Source organism: Bizionia sp., from assembly GCF_048259285.1.
Taxonomy (GTDB): Bacteria; Bacteroidota; Bacteroidia; order Flavobacteriales; family Flavobacteriaceae; genus Algorimicrobium; species Algorimicrobium hallyeonense.
The window spans coordinates 1-22,290 of record NZ_JBLXHU010000034.1; the positions used below are offsets into that span (position 1 = coordinate 1).

A 22,290-nucleotide genomic window follows, 5' to 3' on the forward strand; every position below is an offset into this window, starting at 1 on the left:
CGTTGGTTGTTAATTGTTGGTTGTTAGTTTCAGCCTTTGCTAATTCTAACGCTTGCTCCATATTTTCAGCAACTACAAAATCTTCTTTACCGTCGCCATAGAAATAAGCTGGAATTTGTTGTCCCCAAAGCAGCTGTCTAGAAATATTCCAATCGCGAATATTCTCCATCCAGTGTCTGTAGGTGTTTTCAAATTTCTTCGGGAATAATTTAATTTCAGCATCTTCACCTAAAACGGCTTCAATTGCAGGTTTTACTAAATCTTCCATTTTCAAGAACCATTGATCCGATAATCGTGGTTCAATTACGGCTTTGGTACGTTCGGAGGTTCCTACCTTATTTAAGTGCTGCTCCGTTTTTATTAGGGTATTATTTGCTGTTAATTCTTTTACAACCTCCTTACGAACAACAAATCGATCTTTTCCTTCATAATGTAATCCGAAGCTATTCAGCGTTGCATCATCATTAAAAATATCAACAACTTCTAAATTGTGTTTATCCCCTAAATTCTTATCGTTTTCATCGTGAGCAGGTGTCACCTTTAAGCATCCAGTTCCAAATTCAACATCTACATATTCGTCTTCAATTATAGGAATAACACGATTACAAATTGGCACAATGGCTTTCTTACCTTTTAAGTGGGTAAAACGTTCATCATTTGGATTGATACATATGGCTGTATCACCAAAAATAGTTTCTGGACGCGTAGTAGCAATTGTTAATGTCTCATCACTACCTTCAATTTTATAATTAAGATAGTATAAATTCCCTTGTTGTTCCACATGAATAACTTCCTCGTCAGACAAGGTAGTTTTAGCTTCTGGATCCCAGTTTACCATACGGTAACCTCGGTAAATTAAACCTTTTTTATAAAGGTCAACAAATACTTTTATTACGGATTCTGACATGTCATCATCCATGGTGAATTTGGTTCTATCCCAATCACAAGAACAGCCTAGTTTTTTTAGTTGCTCTAAAATAACACCACCATATTCATGTGTCCAATCCCAGGCGTGTGCTAAAAACTCATCACGCGTTAAGTCGTTTTTATCAATCCCTTGTTCCTTTAGTTTGGCTACTACTTTAGCTTCAGTAGCAATGGATGCATGATCGGTTCCAGGAACCCAACAGGCATTTTTTCCTTGTAAACGCGCACGACGAATCAAGACATCCTGAATGGTATTATTAAGCATATGACCCATGTGAAGTACACCTGTAACGTTAGGAGGTGGAATAACAATGGTATATGGCTCTCTATGATCTGGCTTGGAATGAAAATAATTGTGTTTCATCCAGTAATCATACCACTTACTCTCTACTTGACTTGCATCATATTTAGATGGAATTTGCATACTTTGGAATAGTTTTTGAAATATAACATACAAAAGTACTTATATTTCTTTTTTCATTAAAATTAAAAGACGTGTTATTGTGCAACAATTCAAGTTTAACATATTTATAACGTTGCCATACATCTATTTTTTTTGTTTTATGCTGAAAAAGTGAGTAAGTTTACAATCGAATTAAACATATATATTATGAAAAATTTAATTACAATATTATTTGTTGGGCTTATTAGCTTCGCTGCTAATGCACAAGACAAAGTTGCAAAAATCGAATTTAAAGAAACAACAATTGATTACGGCGTTATTGAAAAAGGCGCTGATGGTGTACGTGTTTTTGAATTCACCAATACAGGTGATGCACCATTAATTATTACAGACGTGAAGTCTAGCTGTGGTTGTACGGTTCCAAAAAAACCAGAAGGCCCAATAGCACCAGGAAAAACAGGTGAAATTTCAGTTAAGTATGACACAAATCGTGTGAACCCTATTCGTAAAACAATTACGGTTCTTTCCAATGCTAACACACCTACTGTGGCACTTAAAATTAAAGGTGAAGTTATTGATCCTAGTAAAACAAGTGTTTTAGAAAAGAAAAGTAGTAGTGTAATGAATCAGTAATTATTGATTTTACATTATTTTAAAAACAAAACAGCCTTGAGAAATCAAGGCTGTTTTTAGTTTAATAAGTCTTTTAAGTAAAACTCGTAGAGAAATGGTTTCCCTTGACGTTCAACACGCATGGTTATTTTTTTTCCGTCTGGACCTTTAAATAATTGAATAACTTCTTGAAGCGTATATTTTTCAACGTCAGAGCCATTAACTTCCAAAATAACATCTCCTAATTGTAACCCAATTAATTGCGCTGGACTATTAGGTCTAATATTGACGATTTCAAAAGCCGGAACCGTAACTAACCGAAAATCATTTTGTGGATTTACATTTGTAATGTAATTGGTAGCTGCCGGTGTCTGCTCGTAAACAAGTCTACCGTTTTCTAATTTATAATTATAATTTTTAATTAGTCTTACACCATGATGCTCAATATCTATACCACTTTTATTGTAACTAAAGGCTTTATTAAAATTGGCATTTTTCTTTAAAATCAAATAAGATTCTTTGTAATTGAACGTAAGATGAAAACGTTTTAATACCTCGGCTCCAATGGTACCGTTTCTATCCTTTATTTTTTTAAGCGTTTCAATAGATTCTCCCGTTGGAAAAGCCACTAATGATTCATTCAAAATAAACGAATTAATGGTTAAAGCTTCCACCTTGGACCGTTTCCCATAAAGTCCACCACTTAAACCATACCCTAGAAAATCCTGAAAATAATTATCTGTCGAAACTATATCTTTGGAGGCGTCTTCAAACAACCAGAGCGCATCACTAGCTCCTGTATCCAATAACATTTTTACCGGAATTTGTTTATTTTCTATAGTCACTTCGGCAATAATATATGGTTTCGAGTTATGAAACTTTAATGGAATTTTTTCGCATTTTCGACATAAGTCACCGTCTTGCCTTTTCGGTTTTGATAACTTAATATATTTTGAACGGTAATTAATATCCACCACAAAATCTTTGAACACATCATAACCAATAATGCCATGAATAGGAACGCCCAATTTTGGCGTGTAATCCATACTTCCATTATAAATTGCAAAAATGGTTTGATGGTGTTTAACAGCTTTTCCGATTTCAATTTTGTTTTGAGTCGACTTTACAGCTTCAACCACCAAACCATCTCCTAAACCCTTTAAAAAAAAAGATTCTTTATTTTCGGAATTTAAAACTTCCAAACCGTTCAGGTTATCAAATAAAATAGGTTTTGTAACCCCACTATCTAAAATAAAAGACAATGTCATATTGTTTACAACGATAGGTATAACAATAAGATTATTAATTAATTGAAAGTGAATTTTATCAGAAGTTTTACCATCAATAAATTGAAACGCTTGCTCCTGCGATTGTAAATTAAAACCGACCAAAAGCGTTAAAACAACGAAAATAAATTTAGTACGTTTCATCTGTTATATGTGAAAGACGGTATAAATTACAACAAATTCCCGATTAATCTATAATTACAACCTTGTTTTAACAATTAAATCAATATAATTTTCAGAACTTTACGCTTTTAATACTATAAGCTCATGCCAAAAATATCTCAAAAAGGCGCATTAATGCCACAATCGCCAATAAGAAAACTAGTTCCTTTTGCTGAAGCAGCATACAAGAAAGGAAAAACAGTATATCATTTAAATATTGGTCAACCAGACATAAAAACACCTGAAGTAGCTCTGGATGCTGTTAAAATTAATTCATTAGAAATTTTAGCCTACACCAGATCTGAAGGATCGGACGAATACAGAAACAAAATTGCTAACTATTATAGCAAACATGATATAAACGTAGCCAAAGAAGATATTATTGTTACCACTGGTGGTAGTGAAGCTTTACTATTTGCTTTTGGTAGCATTATGGATGTGGATGATGAAGTTATTATTCCTGAACCGTTTTATGCTAATTACAATGGATTTTCAACAGCTTCTGGTGTAAATATTGTTCCCGTAATTTCTAAAATAGAAGATAATTTTGCCTTACCTCCTATTGAAGCCTTTGAAAAACTTATTACGCCAAAAACAAAAGCTATCTTAATATGTAATCCAGGAAATCCTACGGGTTACTTGTACACCAAAGAAGAAATAAAAAAATTAGCAGAAATTGTTATTAAACATGATTTATTCCTAATAGCGGATGAAGTCTATCGCGAGTTCGCTTATGATGGTATTACCCATTATTCCATTATGCAGGAAGACAATTTAAAAGATCATGCCATTATGATTGATTCAGTTTCTAAACGCTACAGTATGTGTGGTGCACGAATTGGATGCTTGGTTTCCAAAAATAACGATGTAATAGCTACGGCTTTAAAATTTGCTCAAGCCCGTTTAAGTCCTCCTACGCTTGCCCAAATTGCTAGTGAAGCCGCTTTAGAAACTCCACAAAGTTATTTTGACGAGGTAAAAACAGAATACGTGTCGCGACGTGATATTTTAATTGCTGAATTAGAAAAAATTGATGGTGTAAAAGTTGCCAAACCAAAAGGTGCTTTTTATTGTATTGTAGAATTGCCTGTTAAAAATTCTGATGCTTTTGCTCAATGGTTATTAGAAGATTTTGAAATAGATGGCGAAACTATTATGGTTGCCCCAGCTGCAGGATTTTATTCAACACCAGGAGTTGGATTAAACCAAATTCGTATTGCTTATGTATTAAACAAAGAAAGTTTAGTTAAAGCCGTACGTATTTTAAAAGAAGCCTTAAAAGTTTATAAAGATTAGTGCAAATATCACATAACATATCCTTAAAACCGTTCAACACCTTTGGACTAGATGCAACAGCCAAACACTTTGTATCTGTAAATACCATTGCAGAATTACAAAGTGTTTTGGCCTTGCCTAACTATCCTGAAAAATTTATTTTAGGAGGCGGCAGCAATATGCTTCTTACAAAAAACATGGATGCTTTGGTTATTCACGTAAATTTGAAAGGCATTACAGTAGTTTCAGAAAATGAAAATTCGGTAACAATAAAAGCCAATGCGGGCGAAAATTGGCACGAATTTGTTTTATGGTGCTTGGATCATGATTTTGGTGGATTGGAAAACTTATCGCTCATTCCAGGAAATGTAGGAACAGCGCCAATTCAAAATATTGGTGCTTATGGCATTGAATTAAAGGATAGTTTTGTGTCTTGTGATGCTCTAGAAATGGCGTCAAGCAAAATTAAAACCTTCAATAAAGCCGATTGCCAGTTCGATTATAGAAACTCTATTTTCAAACAAGAAGCGAAAGGACAATTTGTTATCTGTAATGTAACCTTTCAGCTAACAAAAAATGCACATAAATTACATACAAACTACGGTGCCATTTCCAGTCAATTATCTGAAATGGGAATTAAAAATCCAACCATTCAAGATATTTCTAAAGCCGTTATTGCCATCAGGCAAAGTAAATTACCAGATCCCAAAGTAATTGGAAATAGCGGAAGCTTTTTTAAAAACCCAATTGTCTCCACTAAATTTTATCAGGCTTTAAAATTGCAATTTCCAGATGCTCCAGGGTATATTATTTCAGATGTAGAAGTTAAAGTTCCTGCAGGTTGGCTAATAGAAAAAGCAGGGTTTAAAGGCAAACGCTTTGGTGATTATGGAGTGCATAAAAAACAAGCACTTGTATTGGTTAACTATGGTAATGCCAATGGTTCAGATATTCTTAAATTAGCCAAATTAATTCAAACCACCATCCATCGCTTATTCAATATTGAAATTGAAGCTGAAGTAAATATTATTTAATTGATTAGAATTATATAACTTTAACTTTTCTTACGAATTTAAGAAATGAGAACTAACGACAACCAAAAATAAATTTTGAGTACACCTATAGAAGACGAAATCGTTGGCTTATTAAAAAAAGGCGACAAAAGAGCCATTTCATTATTATATGAAAATTATGGCGACGCCCTTTTTGGTGTCATTTCCAAAGTGCTTACAGATTCAGATTTGGCGCAAGACGCGCTACAAGAAACGTTTATTAAAGTTTGGAAAAAAGCAAAAACATACGATTCTAAAAAAGCCAAACTTTTTACTTGGCTTTATAGAATTGCCTACAACACAGCCATTGACAAAGTCCGCTCGTACAATAATAAAGCGAGTAAGGAAATCCAAATAGACGCTTCGGACGTATATACATTAACAGGTGATAGTTTAAATCAAGATGTGCTGGACATACAAAAGCACTTAAGTTCTATAGATGAAAAATATCAAATTGTTATAAATGCGCTCTTTTTTGAGGGCATGACGCAACAAGAAGCTAGTGACGAGTTGGAAATTCCACTTGGCACTATAAAATCGAGATTAAAAATTGGACTTCGTGAACTTAAAAAAATTTACGATCCAGAAATAAAATAGTCATGAATGATAAAATAACTACATTTTTAAATTCTGACCTACTAGAAAAATATCTAATAGGCCAAACGACTTCAGTGGAAACAGAAACCGTAGAATCCTATATTTCTAAATATCCTGAAGTAGAACAAGCTTACAATACCATGCAAAACCAATTAGAACTGGTAGCGCAAAGTCAAGCTATTGAAGCACCAAAAGCTATTCTGAATTCTATTTTGAATACTTTGGATGAAGAAACACCAGTTATCCCACTTAATAAACCAAGAACACGTAAAAAATGGTTTCAATTAAGTATTGCGGCTAGTGTTATTGCCATTATGTTTGCAAGTACGACGTATATTTTCTTTCAGCAAAATCAGCTGTTAAAAATTGAGAACCAGAAAATTGCTGATGAAATTTATGATAGATTGGATGATTTAGATCAGAAAAACATGCGTTTAGATGAAATAATGCGTCAAATGAAACAATTAAACAATCCAGAAACTGAAAAATATATTATAAACGGTAATAATCGTGCTAAAAACTTAAAAACAGTTGCTTACATAAATCCCAAAGAAAAAACGTCTATGATAGATGTGGTTTCTTTACCACAATTACCCGAAGAACAATGTTATCAAATTTGGGCGGAACTGGAAGACAAAATGGTTAATTTAGGTATATTAAATGAAGGTGACAGACAATTAAAATCTATTCCATATACCGAAGATGCTTTAGCTTTAAGTATTACCATAGAACAAAGAGGTAGTAAATTAAGCGCTACAAAGGAAAATTCGGTTGCAGAAATTACCCTGAATAAATAAGCAATATTACAACTTAAAATAGACCTCGGTTTTCTTTGAAAATCGAGGTCTGTTTATTTCTAAAAACCATATCTTTGCAAAAACAAATTTTATGAAACTTTTTTTAATAACATTAGCATTATTAGGAATTGCTGTTGCAGGAATTGCCATTAAATTATGGGCAAAAAAAGACGGGAAATTTGCAGGCACTTGCGCTAGCCAAAATCCTATGATAAACACAACAGGTGAATCTTGTGGATTCTGCGGTAAGACACCAGACCAATTTGAGAACTGTAACGAACCTCAACACTCGTAAACTTAATGCTCGTATTAGATGTTCTCTACTATGTTTTTATAATAGTAGCGTGTTTTCAGGTTTGTTACTTTCTCTTTTTTTTTAGTCCCTTTGCATTTCAAAAAGAAAGCATCCCATCTACTAAAAACATTCCAATTTCGGTTATAATCTGCGCTAAAAACGAAGCCGAAAATCTCAAGAAATTTCTTCCAACCGTCATTGCTCAAAACTATTCAAATTTTGAAATTGTTTTAATTAATGATGCTTCCTATGATAACACTTTGGAAGTCATGGAAGCCTTTGTTGAGAAACATTCAAATATAAAAATTGTAGACGTTAAAAATAATGAAGCATTTTGGGCTAACAAAAAATATGCGTTAACACTAGGGATTAAATCTGCTAAAAACAATCATTTATTATTTACCGACGCCGATTGTAAGCCTGTTTCCAATAATTGGATTTCACAAATGAGTGCACATTTCAGTGCAGAGAAATCCATAGTTTTAGGTTATGGTGGTTATTATAAAATAAAAAACTCTTTTCTTAATAAAATCATCCGATTTGAAACCCTGTTCACAGCAATTCAGTACCTATCATTTGCCAGAATGGGTTTACCATACATGGGAGTCGGCAGGAATTTAGCATATACAAAAGAAGATTTCTTTAAAGCAAGTGGCTTTATGAAGCACATGTACATACGTTCAGGTGATGATGATTTATTTATAAATGAAATAGCAACAGCAACTAATACAAGTGTTTGTGTATCCAAAGAAAGCTTTACGATGTCCAATCCAAAAACAACGTTTAAATCTTGGGTAACCCAAAAAAAAAGGCACATTACAACTGCCAGCCACTATAAAACGAGCCACAAAGCAGTGTTAGCTTCCTTTTATGCATCTCAATTATTATTTTGGGTTTCTGGCATTGTACTTTTAAGCTTTTTATTTAATTGGGAAGTGGTTTTGGTATTCATAGGCTTGCGTTTTATGAGTCAATTAGTTATCGTGTCGTTTATATCAAAAAAATTAGACGAACAAGATTTAATGCCATTTCTACCTTTTTTAGAATTCTTTTTAGTTATTTTTCAATTGACTATATTTATATCCAACCTGATATCAAAACCTAAACATTGGAAATAACCCAAGCCATAGAGCGCGCCAAAAACAATGACCAAAAAGCCTTTAATTTTTTATTGGATTCGTTTTGGGATCATGTTTATGGGTTTCAATTAAAGCGTGTTCAAAATGAAAATGATGCGGAAGATATTACCATTCAAACATTCTCCAAAGCATTCGATAAGATTGACACCTATAATAGCGATTACAATTTTAAAACCTGGCTTATTACCATTTCAAAAAACATTCATATTGATTTAATTCGGAAGCAAAAAAATTCCATTTCACAAAACATAGCTCGTAATGATGAGGATGGTTATCAGGATATTTTAGATGATTCGCCTTCACCCGAAGACAAATTAATCACCGAACAAAATTTAGCCAAACTACTTCGCGATATAAAAAAACTGAAACCACATTATCAAGAAGTGATTAATTTAAGATACTTTCAGGAGTTGAGTTATAAAGAAATTTCAGTAGAGATTAACGAGCCTATTAACAACGTCAAAGTTAAATTGCTACGTGCCAAGAAATTATTGGCTGAAATTATTCAAAACACCCGAGCTTAAGCCTATATTGGGTTTTGTACTTTAACGAATTCAGCATTCATTTTCCATAATACTTTGTATCTTTGCAACGGAAAATTTAGTGTATGAAAACAGAAACAGTTTCAAATATTTTACCCGAAAGACAAGCTAAACCCAAATGGTTACGTGTGAAATTGCCTACAGGCAAAAAATACACGGAGTTACGGAGTTTAGTAGATAAATACAGCCTAAATACCATCTGCACCTCTGGAAGTTGTCCAAACATGGGTGAATGTTGGGGAGAAGGTACCGCAACCTTTATGATTTTAGGAAATGTCTGTACACGTTCTTGTGGTTTTTGTGGTGTAAAAACCGGTAGACCAGACACAGTAGATTGGGACGAACCCGAAAAAGTAGCGCGCTCCATTAAACTTATGAAAATTAAGCATGCCGTTTTAACTAGTGTAGATCGTGACGATTTAAAAGACATGGGTAGTATTATGTGGGCCGAAACGGTTAAATCTGTGAGACGCATGAATCCTGAAACGACACTAGAAACACTAATTCCAGATTTCCAAGGTGTGGAACAACATATAGATAGAATTATTGATGTGGCACCAGAAGTGGTAAGTCATAATATTGAAACCGTTCGCCGTTTAACACGCGAAGTACGTATTCAAGCTAAATACGACCGTAGTTTAGGTGTTTTAAAATATTTAAAATCTCAAGGACAACGACGTACTAAATCTGGTATTATGCTTGGTCTTGGTGAAGAACGTGAAGAAGTTATTGAAACACTTCATGATTTACGCGCAAATGATGTGGATGTTGTAACTATTGGTCAATATTTGCAACCTAGTAAAAAACACTTACCTGTTAAGCGTTTTATTATGCCAGATCAATTTGAAGAATATAAAGAAATTGGACTTGATCTAGGTTTCAGACATGTGGAAAGTAGCGCATTAGTACGTTCATCTTATAAAGCTCAAAAACATATTAATTAATGATTCGTATTGGTATTAATGGTTTCGGGAGAATAGGCAGACGTGTATTGCGCTTGCTTCATAATCATCCAGAACTGGAAGTGGTTGCAATAAATGATTTAGCCGACTCGAAAACGTTAAGTCACCTTTTAAAATACGATAGTATTCATGGCATTTTTCATGAGAACATCTCTCATGACGAACAGCATATAATCATTAATGATAAAAAAATAGTTTTATCACACCACAACCATCCCAAAGATATTGATTGGAAAGCCTCTCAAGTTGATTATGTAATTGAATCTACTGGGAAATTTAAAACAAAAGATGCTTTAGAATGTCATATTACCAATGGCGCCAAGCGTGTTGTTTTAAGTGTTCCTTCAGAAGATGATTCAATAAAAACCATTGTTTTAGGCATTAATGAATCTACTATTGATGGTACAGAAACCATTATTTCAAATGCATCATGCACCACAAATAATGCAGCCCCAATGATAGATGTTATCCATAAATTATGCGGCATAAAACAAGCCTACATAACAACGGTTCATTCCTATACTACAGACCAAAGTTTACATGATCAGCCACATCGCGATTTACGTCGCGCGCGGGCAGCTGGACAATCCATAGTACCAACAACAACAGGTGCAGCCAAAGCATTAACACGTATTTTCCCAGAGCTATCAGATGTTATTGGTGGCTGTGGCATTCGCGTTCCGGTAGCTAATGGTTCCTTAACAGATGTAACACTAAATGTTGAAAAAACCGTGAGTATTGACATGGTTAATAATGCTTTTAAAAAGGCATCGGAAGGGTATTTAAAAAATGTACTAGCCTATACTGAAGATCCTATTGTATCCATTGATATAGTTGGAAATCCATACTCGTGTGTGTTCGATTCTCAAATGACTTCTGTCATCGGGAATATGGTTAAAATAATTGGATGGTATGATAATGAAACAGCCTATTCCCAAAGAATTATTGATTTAATCCGCTTTTTGTCGATAAAAACATAACCTTTATCGAAAAAAAAATTATATTTGTTCATAATAGTTACTCAAATTATGTCCCAGATATATAAATATATATACCTTATTTTCATGCTGTTAAGCTTTAGTCTTTCAGCACAAGTTGATATTAGTGAAGATGAAGAATCTATTCAAATTAATATTGATTATAAAATAAACCAAGCACAACAGGATATTGAAAACAGCAATTTTTTTGAGTCACAAAAAAAACTAGAAGAAGCGCTCGTTCTTGCTGAAAAAATTAGCAGCAAAAAAAGCATTGGAATTATATATGCCAAGTTAGGCAAACTACAATATATAATTGAAGAGCCCGATGATGCGCTCATTAGCTTATTTAAAGCCAACGAAATCCAACGTATTATAAAAGACGATGTGAATCGTGCTGAAACCTACAAAACAATAGGTAATGTTTATAATAGCAAAAAAGATTACCGACAAGCTTTAGATTATTATGTATCCGCAAATACACTTTTTGACCAAGAAGGTCTGGATGATTTTGTAGCTGAAGTACTCCTCAACGAAGGTAAAACCCTTATTAAATTAAAAGACTATAAAAAAGCAAATAAGCAATTAGAAAAATCTATTGCTTTAGCCAATCGCTACGAATTAGATAAAATAAAAAGTAGCGGCATGATTCACAATGGGCTTGCTCTCACCTATCTAGACAAAAAACAAGCAGGTTTGGAATCTACTTTAAAAGGTGTTGAATTAGCAAAAGAACACAAGTTCAACACCGTACTTACCAATGGATATTTAATTTTAAGCGACTTAAATGAATTAAATGGCGACTATCAAGCGTCTTCTGAAAATTTAAAAAAATATATGAAGCTGTCGGATTCTTTGCTGCAAGTAAAACGGGCAAATTTATCACCAGAAAAGCGCATTAAAATTCTACTGAACAACCAAACGGAATTCCAAAAAGAACAAGCCGCAAATTTAGAAGAGAAAATCAAAGAAAACAATTTAAGTAAACTTACTACCATTTTAAGTATTGCCTTAATCACCATTCTTTCTTTACTTACGCTATCCTTATATAAAAACAATAATATTAGACTGAAAACCAACAACATGCTTCACATTAAAAACAGTGAACTTATTGTTGCCATGGAAAAAGCCGAATTGGCATCCAAAACCAAGGCCAACTTTCTATCTACTGTAACACATGAATTACGAACACCATTATACGCTGTAACAGGTTTAACGAATATGCTATTGGATGAAGATCCAAAACCAAATCAAATTCAGCATTTAAAATCGCTAAAATTTTCAGGGGAATACTTACTGACCTTTATTAACGATATTCTTCAGATTAATAAAATTGAAGCCAATAAAGTGGATGTTGAGCCCGAGAATTTCAACCTTAAAAAGAAAATGACCAATGTTATTGCAGCCTTAAATAATTCGGCAAGCGACAATAACACCCAATTACATTTGGAATACGACATGGATATTCCTGAAACCTATAATGCAGATCAGCTTAAAATTTCGCAAATCCTGATTAATTTAATAGGCAATTCCATCAAGTTTACTAAAGATGGTGATATCTGGATTCGTGCTAAAAAACTCAAGCAAGATGGTGATTATTATACCATTCGTTTTGAAGTAGAAGATAACGGAATAGGTATTAGTAAAGAAAAGCAAGAACGTCTTTTTGAAAGTTTCTCTCAAGGTTCCATACAAATTAATAGAAAATATGGCGGAACTGGTTTAGGCTTATCTATTGTAAAAGGATTAATTGATATTTTAAAGGGAAATATTTATCTAAAAAGTGAAATTGGAAAAGGTTCTAATTTTATTTTTGAAGTTCCTATGAAATATGCAGCTCCTGTTGCCAAACCTAAAAAAATAGAGTATTTCAATAATGTTACAGAAATTGATTTGGAAAACATAAAAATATTAGTTGTTGAGGATAATAAGATCAACCAAATGATCACGAAAAAAATCCTTAACAAAATGAAACTAAATTGTGAAATAGTAGATAATGGCGAAGAAGCTGTTGAAAAAGTACGAACTGAAGCGTTTGATGTTGTTTTAATGGATATTCACATGCCAGGAATTAGCGGACTTGAAGCAACGAAGCGTATCAGGAAATTCAATCCAGATTTAACCATTTTTGCACTAACGGCTGTAACTATTGAAGATAAAATGCATGAATTTGATGAAGCTGGATTTACAGATATTATTTCAAAACCTTTCAAACAAGAAGATTTTGAGAAAAAACTTTTTGAAACATTAATAGAAAATAAAGAATCCAAATCTGTTTAATTACCAGATTCTACATAATTCATAACATGATTTTTAAAAATTTCATGTTCATGAACCGTAGCCTTAATTGGTAAGTAAAATAATTTTTCGCGCAGACTTTCAAACCCTTTTAAGCGCATAAAGTCCTTTTCTGTTGTTAGTAATAATTCTCGGTGTTTCAATTGTGCTATATCCGCATCTGTAAACGCGTGATGATCGGGAAAATCCAGATGTTCAAATTGTAACCCTTTATTTTTTAAATGCAACACCAACGGATTGGCATTTGCAATTCCTGTCACTAAAGTAAATGGTTCAAGGCTCAATAAAGCGTGAGAGGTTTCTTCTGAAAAAACATCTTCTGAATAATCTATAGTACTAAAAAACACCTTTTGATTTGCCTCTGGTTTCAATTTTAAAACAATCCCTTCTTTTTCTGAATCCGAAATATTATTTGGACATTTCGTTACCACAATTAGTTGAGCACGTTTAGCACCTTGTTTTGGTTCACGCAAATTACCCGTAGGTAAAACCCAATCATCAGCATATAAATCTTGGTATGTAGTAAGCAAAATATTAAAACCCGCCTTTACTTTCCGATGTTGAAAAGCATCATCCAACAAAATTACATCTGGTTTTTCAGATAAATTTATTAAGTTCTCAATACCACGTTGCCTATTAGAATCTACAGCAACTTGAACATTTTTATAAAACTTACTAAAAAACTGAAACGGCTCATCTCCCAAGGTTTTGGCTGTATCCAGTTGATTTGCCAAACGAAATCCTTCTGTTTCTCTTTTATAACCACGACTTAAAGTTGCCACTTTATAAGAGTCCTTTAGCAGCCGAATTAAAAGCTCAATCATGGGCGATTTTCCCGTTCCACCGGTACTCAAGTTTCCAACACATATAATAGGCATAGTATAGGATTTACTTTTAAAAATCCCCAAATCGTAAAACCAATTGCGCAACCAAGTCACCACATAGTAAATTGGAACAATAGGAAATAATATTTTTCGAAGAAGCTTCATAACAACGAAAGTAATTATTTTATCTTTGATGTTAAACATAAATAGAAATGATTGTTCAAGACGTTATAAATTGTTTAGAAGATTTTGCACCAACATCTTATGCCGAGGATTTTGATAATGTGGGTTTGTTAGTTGGGAATACCCAAGAAAACCTAACCGGAATTTTGGTAACTTTAGATACTACAGAGGCCGTTATTGATGAAGCCATAGCAACCAATTGCAACCTTGTAGTCAGTTTTCACCCCATAGTTTTTAAAGGCTTAAAAAAAATTACGGGACAAAGTTATGTAGAACGCGTGGTAATAAAAGCCATCCAACATAACATTGCTATTTTTGCAATTCACACGGCATTAGATAATGCCTTTCACGGTGTGAATGATATGATTTGCGAAAAACTCAAGCTTACCAATCGTCAAATTCTAATTCCACAACCTGGAACCATAAAAAAACTAACAACCTACGCACCACATGCCGAAGCGGCTACTATTCGTGAGGCGTTATTTGCAGCTGGTGCTGGAAGTATTGGTAATTATGATCATTGTAGTTTTAATATGGAAGGGGTTGGTACTTTTAGAGGTGGTGAAACATCAAACCCTACCAAAGGCAAAAAAATGGAGATTCATTCCGAGCCAGAAACCCAAATATCCGTGACATTTCCGAAGCATTTAGAATCTCAAATACGACAAACACTTTTTTCAGCACATTCCTATGAAGAAGTAGCTTATGAAATAGTAAATATTACGAATACCAATCAGCATATTGGTATGGGAATGATTGGCACGCTAGAAGAACCGATGACGGAATCTGATTTTTTTAACTATTTGAAAGTGGAAATGGCCACAAATACAATTAGGCATTCGGCTTTTTTAAATAAACCCATTCAGAAAATTGCTGTTTTAGGAGGCTCCGGAAGTTTTGCAATATCTGCTGCTAAACGTGCTGGTGCTGACATATTTATCACAGCTGACCTGAAATATCACGATTTCTTTCAAGCCGAAAACAACCTAATTCTAGCGGATATTGGTCATTATGAAAGTGAGCAGTTCACAAAAAACCTTTTAGTAGCATTTCTTAACAAAAAAATTACTAATTTTGCACCTGCCTTACCGGTAGGTAGGCTTATATTATCAAAGACCAGTACAAATCCTGTTAAGTATTATTAGAGTATGGCAAAAAAGAAAGAAGCAACGGTAGAAGAGCGTTTAAGAGCCCTGTATGATTTACAACTTGTAGATTCTCGTATTGATGAAATCAGAAATGTTCGTGGAGAACTTCCTTTAGAAGTACGCGATTTAGAAGATGAAGTTGCTGGAATGAATACCAGATTTGAAAAGCTTGAAGACAGCTTAGATGTTATAAAATCAGAAATCAGCTCTAAAAAGAACCTGATTGAAGAAGCTAAAGCGCTTATCAAAAAGTACAACGAACAACAAAAAAATGTTCGTAACAATAGAGAATACAACTCTATTTCAAAAGAAATTGAATTTCAGGAATTAGAAATTCAATTAGCTGAAAAAAATATCAATGAGCATAAAGTTCAGATTGAGCAGAAAAAAGATGTGATTGCACAAACTAAAGAACGCTTAAAAGAACGCCAATTACACCTAAAACACAAGAAAAGTGAATTAGATGATATTTTAGCTGAAACTGAAAAAGAGGAGCAAGCGCTAATTAAAAAATCAGATGATTTCAAAAAATCTATCGAAGAGCGTTTAGTAGCTGCTTATACCAGAATTAGAACGAATGTAAAAAATGGCCTTGCGGTTGTACCAATTGAAAGAGGTGCAGCAGGAGGTTCTTTCTTTACTATTCCACCACAAGTTCAAATGGAAATTGCAGCTCGCAAGAAAATTATTACAGACGAACATAGTGGACGTATTCTAGTTGATGCTGCATTAGCAGACGAAGAACGCGCAAAAATGGAAAAGCTTTTTGCTAAATTATAAGCTATTTCAAAACATATAATAAAAGCCTTCAATTCGTTGAAGGCTTTTTTTTTAGTATAATTTTAGCATTTTAAATATAAGGTACTTAAATGTTTTACGTCTAAACAAAAAAAGAAAACTATGAATAAGTTACTCGTAATACTATCTGCTGCCATGTTATTTAGTTGTAATAACCAAGCGCAAGTAAACCCAAAACAACAAGATGTTATTAATGCAGAGCCTATGGAAGTGGCTATGGAAAATGGTAAAGCCAAAGCCTATTTTGCTAGCGGTTGCTTTTGGTGTGTTGAAGCAATTTACGAAAGTGTAAAAGGTGTAGATGAATCCATATCAGGGTATGCAGGCGGACACACTAAAAATCCAACGTATGAATCTAGCAACACAGGTAAAACAGGTCATGCGGAAGCTGTAGAAATACTATACGACCCAAAAGTAGTAAGTTTTGAAACCTTGGTAGATGTGTATTTTGCATCTCAAAACCCTACACAAGTTAACGGACAAGGAGGCGACAAAGGATCTCAATACCGTTCTATTATTTTTTATCAGAACGCGGAGCAAAAAACAATTATTACTAATAAAATTAAAGACTTGGAGAAGCAGTTAGGTAAAAAAGTAGCGGCTGAAGTTTACCCTTTTCAGAAATTTTGGATAGCTGAAGATTACCACCAAGACTATGAACGTTTGAATCCAGACAATCCGTATATCCAAAATGTATCCGTTCCAAGATTAAATCGTTTTAAGCGAAAAATGCCTGACGTTTTAAAAACTAATCATTAAAGAAATATGGCAATCTAAATTCATAAATAGTCATATTAAGCGCAGTCTAAATGTTTAAAGTTGATAAAGAAAAAACCCTTTAAACACTAATATTTATGGCTTTGTTGCCTTAATCGTAAAAATTAAAGGGTATAAATTATCGGTTTTTTTGAACATCCCTGTTTCTGTTTCAACCAAATCAGGCAATACATTATAAGGACTTTCATGATACTCATTTAAGTATTCTATATGTAAACCCGCTTCGGTTAAAGCATTAATAACTTCACTTAAACCGTGATTCCACCCATATTCTTTGCTAATTATTTTAGAATCTTGATTGGCATAGGTTCCTTCGTATTCTTCAAAGATTACTTCTTCTTGCATATAACCATATTCCATAAAAGGTTTACCTTCTAAATAATTGAACATCCAAACTATTGGGTGAAATTCCGCCATAAAAAAGGTGCCACCATTTTTTAAGCGCTCTGCAATCATAATTCCCCAAGGTTTTAAATCGGGTAGCCAACCAATAACACCATAACTGGTAAAAACAATATCAAATTTTTCGTTTATATGTTCTGAAGTGTCCAAAACATTGCAGCAAACAAATTTAGCATCAAGTTTCAATTCTTCATTTAAGCTTTTGGCTAATTTTATACCTTCATCACTTAAATCTACGCCTACACATGTAGCTCCCATTCTACTCCAACTTAATGTGTCCTGTCCAAAATGGCATTGCAAATGCAATAAGGACTTTCCTGAAACATTGCCTAAAGCCTCCAGTTCATAAGTCATTAAAGACGATTCGCCTTCTTTAAAAGCCTTCATATTATACATATCACTTTCCGCATGCACGTTTACTTTGGCATTCCAAGTCTCTTTATTGGTCTCAAAATAGTTTTTTTCTAAATCCATTTTCCAGTTATATATCTGTCTAAAATACTATAACTTTACAAATTATAACACATATTAACTATGAAACACCACATGCTTCTATTCAGCATTTTACTATTATTTTATTCTTGTAAATCAGATAAGAATGGTGAACCTGCCGCTACAATTGATAACAAACCACTTACAACTTCCCAAAAAATAGCACAAGCTTATGGTATTGAAAACTGGGATTCCGTTAATAGCATTACCTTCGCTTTTAATGTTTTAAAAGATAGTACCTTATTTAAACGTTCGTGGAAGTGCTCTCCAAAAACCAATGATATTACATTAATCACAGCAAATGACACCATACGTTACAACAGAAATCAAATGGATAGCACATTTGTAAAGGCGGATAAAGCTTTTATAAATGATAAATTTTGGTTGCTAGCGCCTTTTAATCTCGTATGGGATTCAGGAACCACAATCTCCGCGCCGGTTGAGGAAATGGCACCAATTAGTAAAAAAATGTTAAATAAAATTACCACAACCTATCCTAGCAATGGTGGTTATACACCAGGCGATGCTTATGATTTTTATTATAACAATAACTACTTAATCGAAGAATGGGTTTATAGGAAAGGTAATACTAAAGAGCCTTCCATGATGTCCACTTGGGAAAACAACAAGGATTTTAAAGGGGTTTTAATAGCTTTAAGTCATAAAAAAACAGATGATAATTGGGAGTTGTTTTTTGATGATGTTTCAATAGATTAATATTAAAACATCCAAAACCACCAATCTCAACGTATATATAGTAAATATCCCGCTTTAAGCGTCTATATATATTCAAAAAGGGCTTCAATCATTGGTTGAAGCCCTTTTTCCTTTTCGCTTCATTCCTAAATTTATAATTCTTATTTTTGTGGGAAACCGAAAAAACAATACACCTTGTCCAACTATAAAACGGGTTTAGAATTCGCCAAAGAACTAGACCAAAACGACCCATTATCAAGTTATCGCGAGCAATTTCACATTCCAAAAGATAAACAGGGAAATGAATTAATTTATCTTTGTGGTAATTCGCTAGGTCTTCAACCAAAATCAACCAAAAACTATATCAATCAAGAGTTAGAAGATTGGGCTAATTTAGGTGTTGAGGGGCATACTGATGCTAAAAACCCCTGGTTACCCTATCATGAATTCTTAACCGAAAGCATGGCCAATGTGGTTGGAGCCAAACCTATAGAAGTGGTTGTTATGAATACCTTGACAGCCAATTTACATTTCATGATGGTGTCTTTTTACAAGCCAACAGCTAAACGTTATAAAATTGTTATTGAAGCGGATGCCTTTCCATCTGATAAATATGCGGTAGAATCCCAATTGCGTCATCATGGTTATGATGATAAAGAAGGTTTATTACTTTGGAAAGCACGTGAAGGGGAAGAATTACTTCGTTATGAAGATTTAGAAGCTATTCTTGATGAGCACGGGGATGAAGTGGCTCTCGTTATGATTGGCGGTGTCAACTATTATACAGGACAATTTTTCGATTTAAAACGCATTACAAAACTAGGACACCAACACGGTTGTATGGTAGGTTTTGACTGTGCGCATGGTGCTGGAAATGTAGAACTTAATTTACATGATTCTGGAGCCGATTTTGCCGTTTGGTGTACTTATAAATATTTAAATTCCGGACCAGGAAGTTTAGGTGGTTGCTTTGTTCATGAGCGTCATGCACATGATAAAACATTAAATCGCTTTACAGGTTGGTGGAGTCATAACAAAGAAACACGTTTTAAAATGCGCGATGAATTTGATGTTATTCCAGGTGCCGAAGGTTGGCAATTAAGTAATCCACCAATTCTATCTATGGCAGCTATTAAAGCCTCTTTGGATATTTTTGAAGAAGTTGGTATAAAAAAGCTCAATGAAAAATCGAGAAACTTAACAGCTTACTTCGAATTCCTATTGAAGCAATTGGGTGAAGATGTTATTCGGATTATAACCCCTGAAAATCCAGATGAACGCGGTTGTCAATTATCCATTCAAGTAAAAACCGCAGACAGAAAATTATATGACAAACTTACTCAAGCTGGCGTTATTAGTGATTGGCGCGAACCAGACGTTATTCGTTGTGCGCCTATCCCCTTATACAACTCTTATCAGGATGTTTATGAGATGGTGGAGAAATTAAAAAATATATTAAACTAAGATGTCACGCAGAACGTCATGAAGAATCTTGTTAAAGGCTCCTCAAAACACCTTAAATTATAAAAACATCACATTTGTGATACATTAATATGAAAAACAAACAACAAAACATACTCATTATCGGTGCTGGACTTTGTGGTAGCCTTTTAGCTTTGCGTATGGGGCAACGCGGTTATAAAGTGACGGTTATGGAAATGCGTCCCGACTTACGAAAAGTCGATATCAGCGCTGGTCGCTCTATAAATTTGGCATTGTCAGATCGTGGCATTAAAGCCATGAATTTAGTAGGTATTCAAGACAAAGTAGAACCACTCTGTATTCCCATGAATGGGCGTATGTTACATGACATGGAAGGTAACACAACCTTGGCGCCATATAGTGGTCGCGATCATGAGTTCATTAACTCCATTTCTCGTGGACAACTAAATGCGCTTTTATTGGATGAAGCTGAAAAACATGATAACGTGGATATCTATTTTAATAGAAAATGTGAATCTGTTGATTTTGAAAATACCACAGCTCGTTTTACTGAATTCAATACCCAAAAGGAATTTATTGAGGATGCCGATATTATTATTGCAACCGATGGTGCTGGTTCTGCCATGCGCCAAAGTTACTATTTAGGACATAAATTTTTGTTTAGCTTTTCACAGGACTATTTAACCCATGGCTATAAAGAATTAAGTATTCTTCCATGCGAAAATGGCAGCTATAAAACCTATAAAAATGCCTTACATATTTGGGGCCGTGAAGCATTTATGCTTATTGCATTACCCAATTTGGATGGCAGTTTTACAGTAACTTTATTTTTAAGTTATGAAGAAGGTGAATACAATTTCAATAATTTAACCACCAAAGAGCGTGTTTTAGAATTCTTCTCAAAATACTTTAAAGATGCTTTAGAATTGATGCCCAATTTGGTTGATGATTTCTTTGAGAATCCAACCTCACCTTTAGGAACAGTAAAATGTTCGCCTTGGCATTACAAAGGAAACACCTTGCTCATGGGTGATGCCGCTCATGCTATTGTACCGTTTTACGGGCAAGGTATGAATGCATCTTTTGAAGATGTGGTAGAATTTGATAAAGTTTTAGATGAAGGTCATGCCAATTGGGAAACCATTTTTAAAGTTTACGAAAAATCTAGAAAACAAGATACGGATGCGATTGCCGATTTAGCTATCGATAATTTTCACGAAATGAAAGGCCATGTCAATCATGCCAATTTTAGAGAAAAGCGTACATTAGAAATGGCTTTTGAAAAAACATTTCCCAATCATTATTCATCCAAATATTCATTGGTGACATTTAATGAAAATGTTAGTTATCACGAGGCCATGACACGAGGCCGCGCGCAAGATAAAGCAATTTTGAACATGTTGGCTGATGGTGCAATTACAGAAATTGAAAACATATCAAACGAAAAACTAAAAATTCTTTTAGATAAGGTAAAAGTCGAAACCGAAGCCATTCTTGAAGATGATAGAATTGCTGGATTGAGATAAAAAACCGAACTAAACCTTTCCGAAAGAAGAGCAGTGTAAGGTTAAAGTTAGTATTAATAAAGTACTCTTGTTTTCGCCCGATTAAGAGTTCCTTCCCCAAGGAAGGTTAGCATGGGCATTTTATTATGACAAAAGTAACACCAAGAGGCGCCTATCCACATGTAAAACGTGTAGGCGATTTTATATTTGTTTCAGGCACCAGTTCCCGAAGAGCTGACAATACCATTGCAGGCGTTGATATTATTGACGAGATGGGAACAAAACACCTAAATGCGGAAGTACAAACACGTGAGGTTTTAAAAAATATTGATAAAAACCTACAAACCATTGGCGCATCTATAAAAGACGTGGTGGATGTTTCTACGTTTTTAGTAAACATGAACGACTTTGCAGGCTACAATAAAGCCTATGCTGAATTTTTCGATAAAGAAACGGGACCAACAAGAACTACCGTTGCCGTACACCAATTACCACATCCAGATTTAGTAGTGGAGATTAAGGTAACGGCTTACAGAAAAGAAGAATAAAGAATTAAGACAAAAGAATAAAGACCGAGTAGATCACTATTCTTTTATCTTTTGTCTATCATCTTGAAATCAAATGAACATTCAAAACTACATAAACGGAAAATTCATACCTCCCATTTCTAATGAGTGGATTGACAATTACAATCCTTC

22 protein-coding genes are annotated in these 22,290 nt (G+C 34.0%); 18 read left to right on the plus strand and 4 right to left on the minus strand.

Translation table 11 applies throughout. From position 1 onward, the window contains the following. Window positions 1-1,351, minus strand: a 1,351-nt coding sequence (locus ACN0QX_RS12835; protein ID WP_417197495.1) for a class I tRNA ligase family protein, incomplete at its 3' end; no start/stop codon positions are given. Between the two features lie 186 nt (window positions 1,352-1,537). Here ACN0QX_RS12835 and ACN0QX_RS12840 point away from each other — a divergent pair. After that, window positions 1,538-1,963, plus strand: a complete 426-nt coding sequence (locus tag ACN0QX_RS12840; protein ID WP_376861779.1) for a DUF1573 domain-containing protein — start codon at window positions 1,538-1,540, stop codon at window positions 1,961-1,963. A 56-nt stretch (window positions 1,964-2,019) separates the two neighbouring features. On the opposite strand, the gene ACN0QX_RS12845 is transcribed toward ACN0QX_RS12840, so the two are convergent. Continuing rightward, entirely contained in the window at window positions 2,020-3,372 is a 1,353-nt protein-coding gene (locus tag ACN0QX_RS12845; RefSeq protein WP_417197498.1) for a PDZ domain-containing protein, read from the minus strand. Between the two features lie 123 nt (window positions 3,373-3,495). Between ACN0QX_RS12845 and ACN0QX_RS12850 the strand changes: the two genes are divergently transcribed. From ACN0QX_RS12850 to ACN0QX_RS12895, 10 genes are all read left to right on the plus strand, one after another. After that, window positions 3,496-4,686, plus strand: coding sequence for a pyridoxal phosphate-dependent aminotransferase (locus ACN0QX_RS12850; protein WP_248395509.1), 1,191 nt, complete (start codon window positions 3,496-3,498; stop codon window positions 4,684-4,686). After that, the gene (gene murB / locus ACN0QX_RS12855) at window positions 4,686-5,699 is read left to right on the plus strand and encodes a UDP-N-acetylmuramate dehydrogenase (RefSeq protein ID WP_417197500.1); all 1,014 of its coding nucleotides are present in this window, start codon (window positions 4,686-4,688) and stop codon (window positions 5,697-5,699) included. Before ACN0QX_RS12850 ends, murB begins: the two co-directional genes overlap by 1 nt. 75 nt (window positions 5,700-5,774) lie before the next feature. Continuing rightward, window positions 5,775-6,314, plus strand: coding sequence for an RNA polymerase sigma factor (locus ACN0QX_RS12860; RefSeq protein ID WP_066251713.1), 540 nt, complete (start codon window positions 5,775-5,777; stop codon window positions 6,312-6,314). 2 nt (window positions 6,315-6,316) lie between these two features. Continuing rightward, window positions 6,317-7,111 (plus strand): anti-sigma factor, encoded by a 795-nt coding sequence (locus ACN0QX_RS12865; protein ID WP_248395513.1) that lies wholly within the window; start codon window positions 6,317-6,319, stop codon window positions 7,109-7,111. Between the two features lie 91 nt (window positions 7,112-7,202). Beyond that, window positions 7,203-7,406, plus strand: a complete 204-nt coding sequence (locus tag ACN0QX_RS12870) for a membrane or secreted protein (protein ID WP_248395516.1) — start codon at window positions 7,203-7,205, stop codon at window positions 7,404-7,406. Window positions 7,407-7,411: 5 nt separating this feature from the next. Next, window positions 7,412-8,524 (plus strand): glycosyltransferase, encoded by a 1,113-nt coding sequence (locus tag ACN0QX_RS12875; RefSeq protein ID WP_417197503.1) that lies wholly within the window; start codon window positions 7,412-7,414, stop codon window positions 8,522-8,524. Beyond that, window positions 8,515-9,069, plus strand: coding sequence for an RNA polymerase sigma factor (locus ACN0QX_RS12880; protein ID WP_248395520.1), 555 nt, complete (start codon window positions 8,515-8,517; stop codon window positions 9,067-9,069). The genes ACN0QX_RS12875 and ACN0QX_RS12880 overlap by 10 nt, the downstream gene beginning before the upstream one ends. Window positions 9,070-9,152: 83 nt before the next feature. After that, window positions 9,153-10,031, plus strand: coding sequence for a lipoyl synthase (lipA, locus tag ACN0QX_RS12885; protein ID WP_248395523.1), 879 nt, complete (start codon window positions 9,153-9,155; stop codon window positions 10,029-10,031). Continuing rightward, window positions 10,031-11,029, plus strand: coding sequence for a type I glyceraldehyde-3-phosphate dehydrogenase (gap, locus tag ACN0QX_RS12890; protein WP_417197506.1), 999 nt, complete (start codon window positions 10,031-10,033; stop codon window positions 11,027-11,029). The genes lipA and gap overlap by 1 nt, the downstream gene beginning before the upstream one ends. Window positions 11,030-11,113: 84 nt before the next feature. Continuing rightward, on the plus strand, window positions 11,114-13,306 hold the full coding sequence (locus ACN0QX_RS12895) for an ATP-binding protein (protein WP_417197508.1): 2,193 nt from the start codon (window positions 11,114-11,116) through the stop codon (window positions 13,304-13,306). Here the strand turns inward: ACN0QX_RS12895 and lpxK are convergent. After that, complete coding sequence (lpxK, locus tag ACN0QX_RS12900; RefSeq protein WP_417197510.1) at window positions 13,303-14,352, minus strand: tetraacyldisaccharide 4'-kinase; 1,050 nt, start codon at window positions 14,350-14,352, stop codon at window positions 13,303-13,305. The genes ACN0QX_RS12895 and lpxK overlap by 4 nt on opposite strands. Before the next feature lie 8 nt (window positions 14,353-14,360). Between lpxK and ACN0QX_RS12905 the strand changes: the two genes are divergently transcribed. The 3 genes from ACN0QX_RS12905 (at window position 14,361) to msrA (ending at window position 17,036) form a co-directional block, all read left to right on the plus strand. Beyond that, the gene (locus ACN0QX_RS12905; RefSeq protein ID WP_417197512.1) at window positions 14,361-15,476 is read left to right on the plus strand and encodes a Nif3-like dinuclear metal center hexameric protein; all 1,116 of its coding nucleotides are present in this window, start codon (window positions 14,361-14,363) and stop codon (window positions 15,474-15,476) included. A 3-nt stretch (window positions 15,477-15,479) separates the two neighbouring features. After that, window positions 15,480-16,259 (plus strand): zinc ribbon domain-containing protein, encoded by a 780-nt coding sequence (locus ACN0QX_RS12910; protein WP_248395532.1) that lies wholly within the window; start codon window positions 15,480-15,482, stop codon window positions 16,257-16,259. Between the two features lie 120 nt (window positions 16,260-16,379). Then, the gene (msrA, locus tag ACN0QX_RS12915; protein ID WP_248395535.1) at window positions 16,380-17,036 is read left to right on the plus strand and encodes a peptide-methionine (S)-S-oxide reductase MsrA; all 657 of its coding nucleotides are present in this window, start codon (window positions 16,380-16,382) and stop codon (window positions 17,034-17,036) included. A gap of 93 nt (window positions 17,037-17,129) precedes the next feature. Here the strand turns inward: msrA and ACN0QX_RS12920 are convergent, their stop codons facing one another. Then, complete coding sequence (locus ACN0QX_RS12920; RefSeq protein ID WP_417197515.1) at window positions 17,130-17,930, minus strand: class I SAM-dependent methyltransferase; 801 nt, start codon at window positions 17,928-17,930, stop codon at window positions 17,130-17,132. Between the two features lie 60 nt (window positions 17,931-17,990). On the opposite strand from ACN0QX_RS12920, the gene ACN0QX_RS12925 reads away from it, so the two are divergent. The 4 genes from ACN0QX_RS12925 to ACN0QX_RS12940 all read left to right on the plus strand — a co-directional run bounded on the left by ACN0QX_RS12925 (window position 17,991) and on the right by ACN0QX_RS12940 (window position 22,140). Next, window positions 17,991-18,665, plus strand: coding sequence for a hypothetical protein (locus tag ACN0QX_RS12925; protein WP_417197517.1), 675 nt, complete (start codon window positions 17,991-17,993; stop codon window positions 18,663-18,665). Between the two features lie 174 nt (window positions 18,666-18,839). Then, complete coding sequence (gene kynU, locus ACN0QX_RS12930; RefSeq protein WP_417197519.1) at window positions 18,840-20,108, plus strand: kynureninase; 1,269 nt, start codon at window positions 18,840-18,842, stop codon at window positions 20,106-20,108. 89 nt (window positions 20,109-20,197) lie between these two features. Beyond that, complete coding sequence (locus ACN0QX_RS12935) at window positions 20,198-21,613, plus strand: FAD-dependent oxidoreductase (RefSeq protein ID WP_417197521.1); 1,416 nt, start codon at window positions 20,198-20,200, stop codon at window positions 21,611-21,613. Between the two features lie 125 nt (window positions 21,614-21,738). Beyond that, window positions 21,739-22,140 carry a RidA family protein gene (locus ACN0QX_RS12940; protein WP_248395546.1) on the plus strand — a complete coding sequence of 134 codons (402 nt, stop codon included), beginning with the start codon at window positions 21,739-21,741 and terminating at the stop codon, window positions 22,138-22,140. Window positions 22,141-22,290: the final 150 nt, after the last annotated feature.

Excerpts from the sequence above, each read along its gene's own strand:
- lpxK (WP_417197510.1), bottom strand. The coding sequence starts at position 14,352 with ATGTTTAACATCAAAGATAAAATAATTACTTTCGTTGTTATGAAGCTT.
- ACN0QX_RS12925 (WP_417197517.1), top strand. The coding sequence starts at position 17,991 with ATGAAACACCACATGCTTCTATTCAGCATTTTACTATTATTTTATTCT.
- ACN0QX_RS12895 (WP_417197508.1), top strand. The coding sequence starts at position 11,114 with ATGCTGTTAAGCTTTAGTCTTTCAGCACAAGTTGATATTAGTGAAGAT.
- ACN0QX_RS12845 (WP_417197498.1), bottom strand. The coding sequence starts at position 3,372 with ATGAAACGTACTAAATTTATTTTCGTTGTTTTAACGCTTTTGGTCGGT.
- ACN0QX_RS12935 (WP_417197521.1), top strand. The coding sequence starts at position 20,198 with ATGAAAAACAAACAACAAAACATACTCATTATCGGTGCTGGACTTTGT.
- ACN0QX_RS12875 (WP_417197503.1), top strand. The coding sequence starts at position 7,412 with ATGCTCGTATTAGATGTTCTCTACTATGTTTTTATAATAGTAGCGTGT.
- ACN0QX_RS12940 (WP_248395546.1), top strand. The coding sequence starts at position 21,739 with ATGACAAAAGTAACACCAAGAGGCGCCTATCCACATGTAAAACGTGTA.
- ACN0QX_RS12840 (WP_376861779.1), top strand. The coding sequence starts at position 1,538 with ATGAAAAATTTAATTACAATATTATTTGTTGGGCTTATTAGCTTCGCT.
- ACN0QX_RS12910 (WP_248395532.1), top strand. The coding sequence starts at position 15,480 with ATGGCAAAAAAGAAAGAAGCAACGGTAGAAGAGCGTTTAAGAGCCCTG.
- lipA (WP_248395523.1), top strand. The coding sequence starts at position 9,153 with ATGAAAACAGAAACAGTTTCAAATATTTTACCCGAAAGACAAGCTAAA.
- msrA (WP_248395535.1), top strand. The coding sequence starts at position 16,380 with ATGAATAAGTTACTCGTAATACTATCTGCTGCCATGTTATTTAGTTGT.
- ACN0QX_RS12905 (WP_417197512.1), top strand. The coding sequence starts at position 14,361 with ATGATTGTTCAAGACGTTATAAATTGTTTAGAAGATTTTGCACCAACA.
- ACN0QX_RS12850 (WP_248395509.1), top strand. The coding sequence starts at position 3,496 with ATGCCAAAAATATCTCAAAAAGGCGCATTAATGCCACAATCGCCAATA.
- ACN0QX_RS12870 (WP_248395516.1), top strand. The coding sequence starts at position 7,203 with ATGAAACTTTTTTTAATAACATTAGCATTATTAGGAATTGCTGTTGCA.
- gap (WP_417197506.1), top strand. The coding sequence starts at position 10,031 with ATGATTCGTATTGGTATTAATGGTTTCGGGAGAATAGGCAGACGTGTA.
- ACN0QX_RS12920 (WP_417197515.1), bottom strand. The coding sequence starts at position 17,930 with ATGGATTTAGAAAAAAACTATTTTGAGACCAATAAAGAGACTTGGAAT.
- ACN0QX_RS12865 (WP_248395513.1), top strand. The coding sequence starts at position 6,317 with ATGAATGATAAAATAACTACATTTTTAAATTCTGACCTACTAGAAAAA.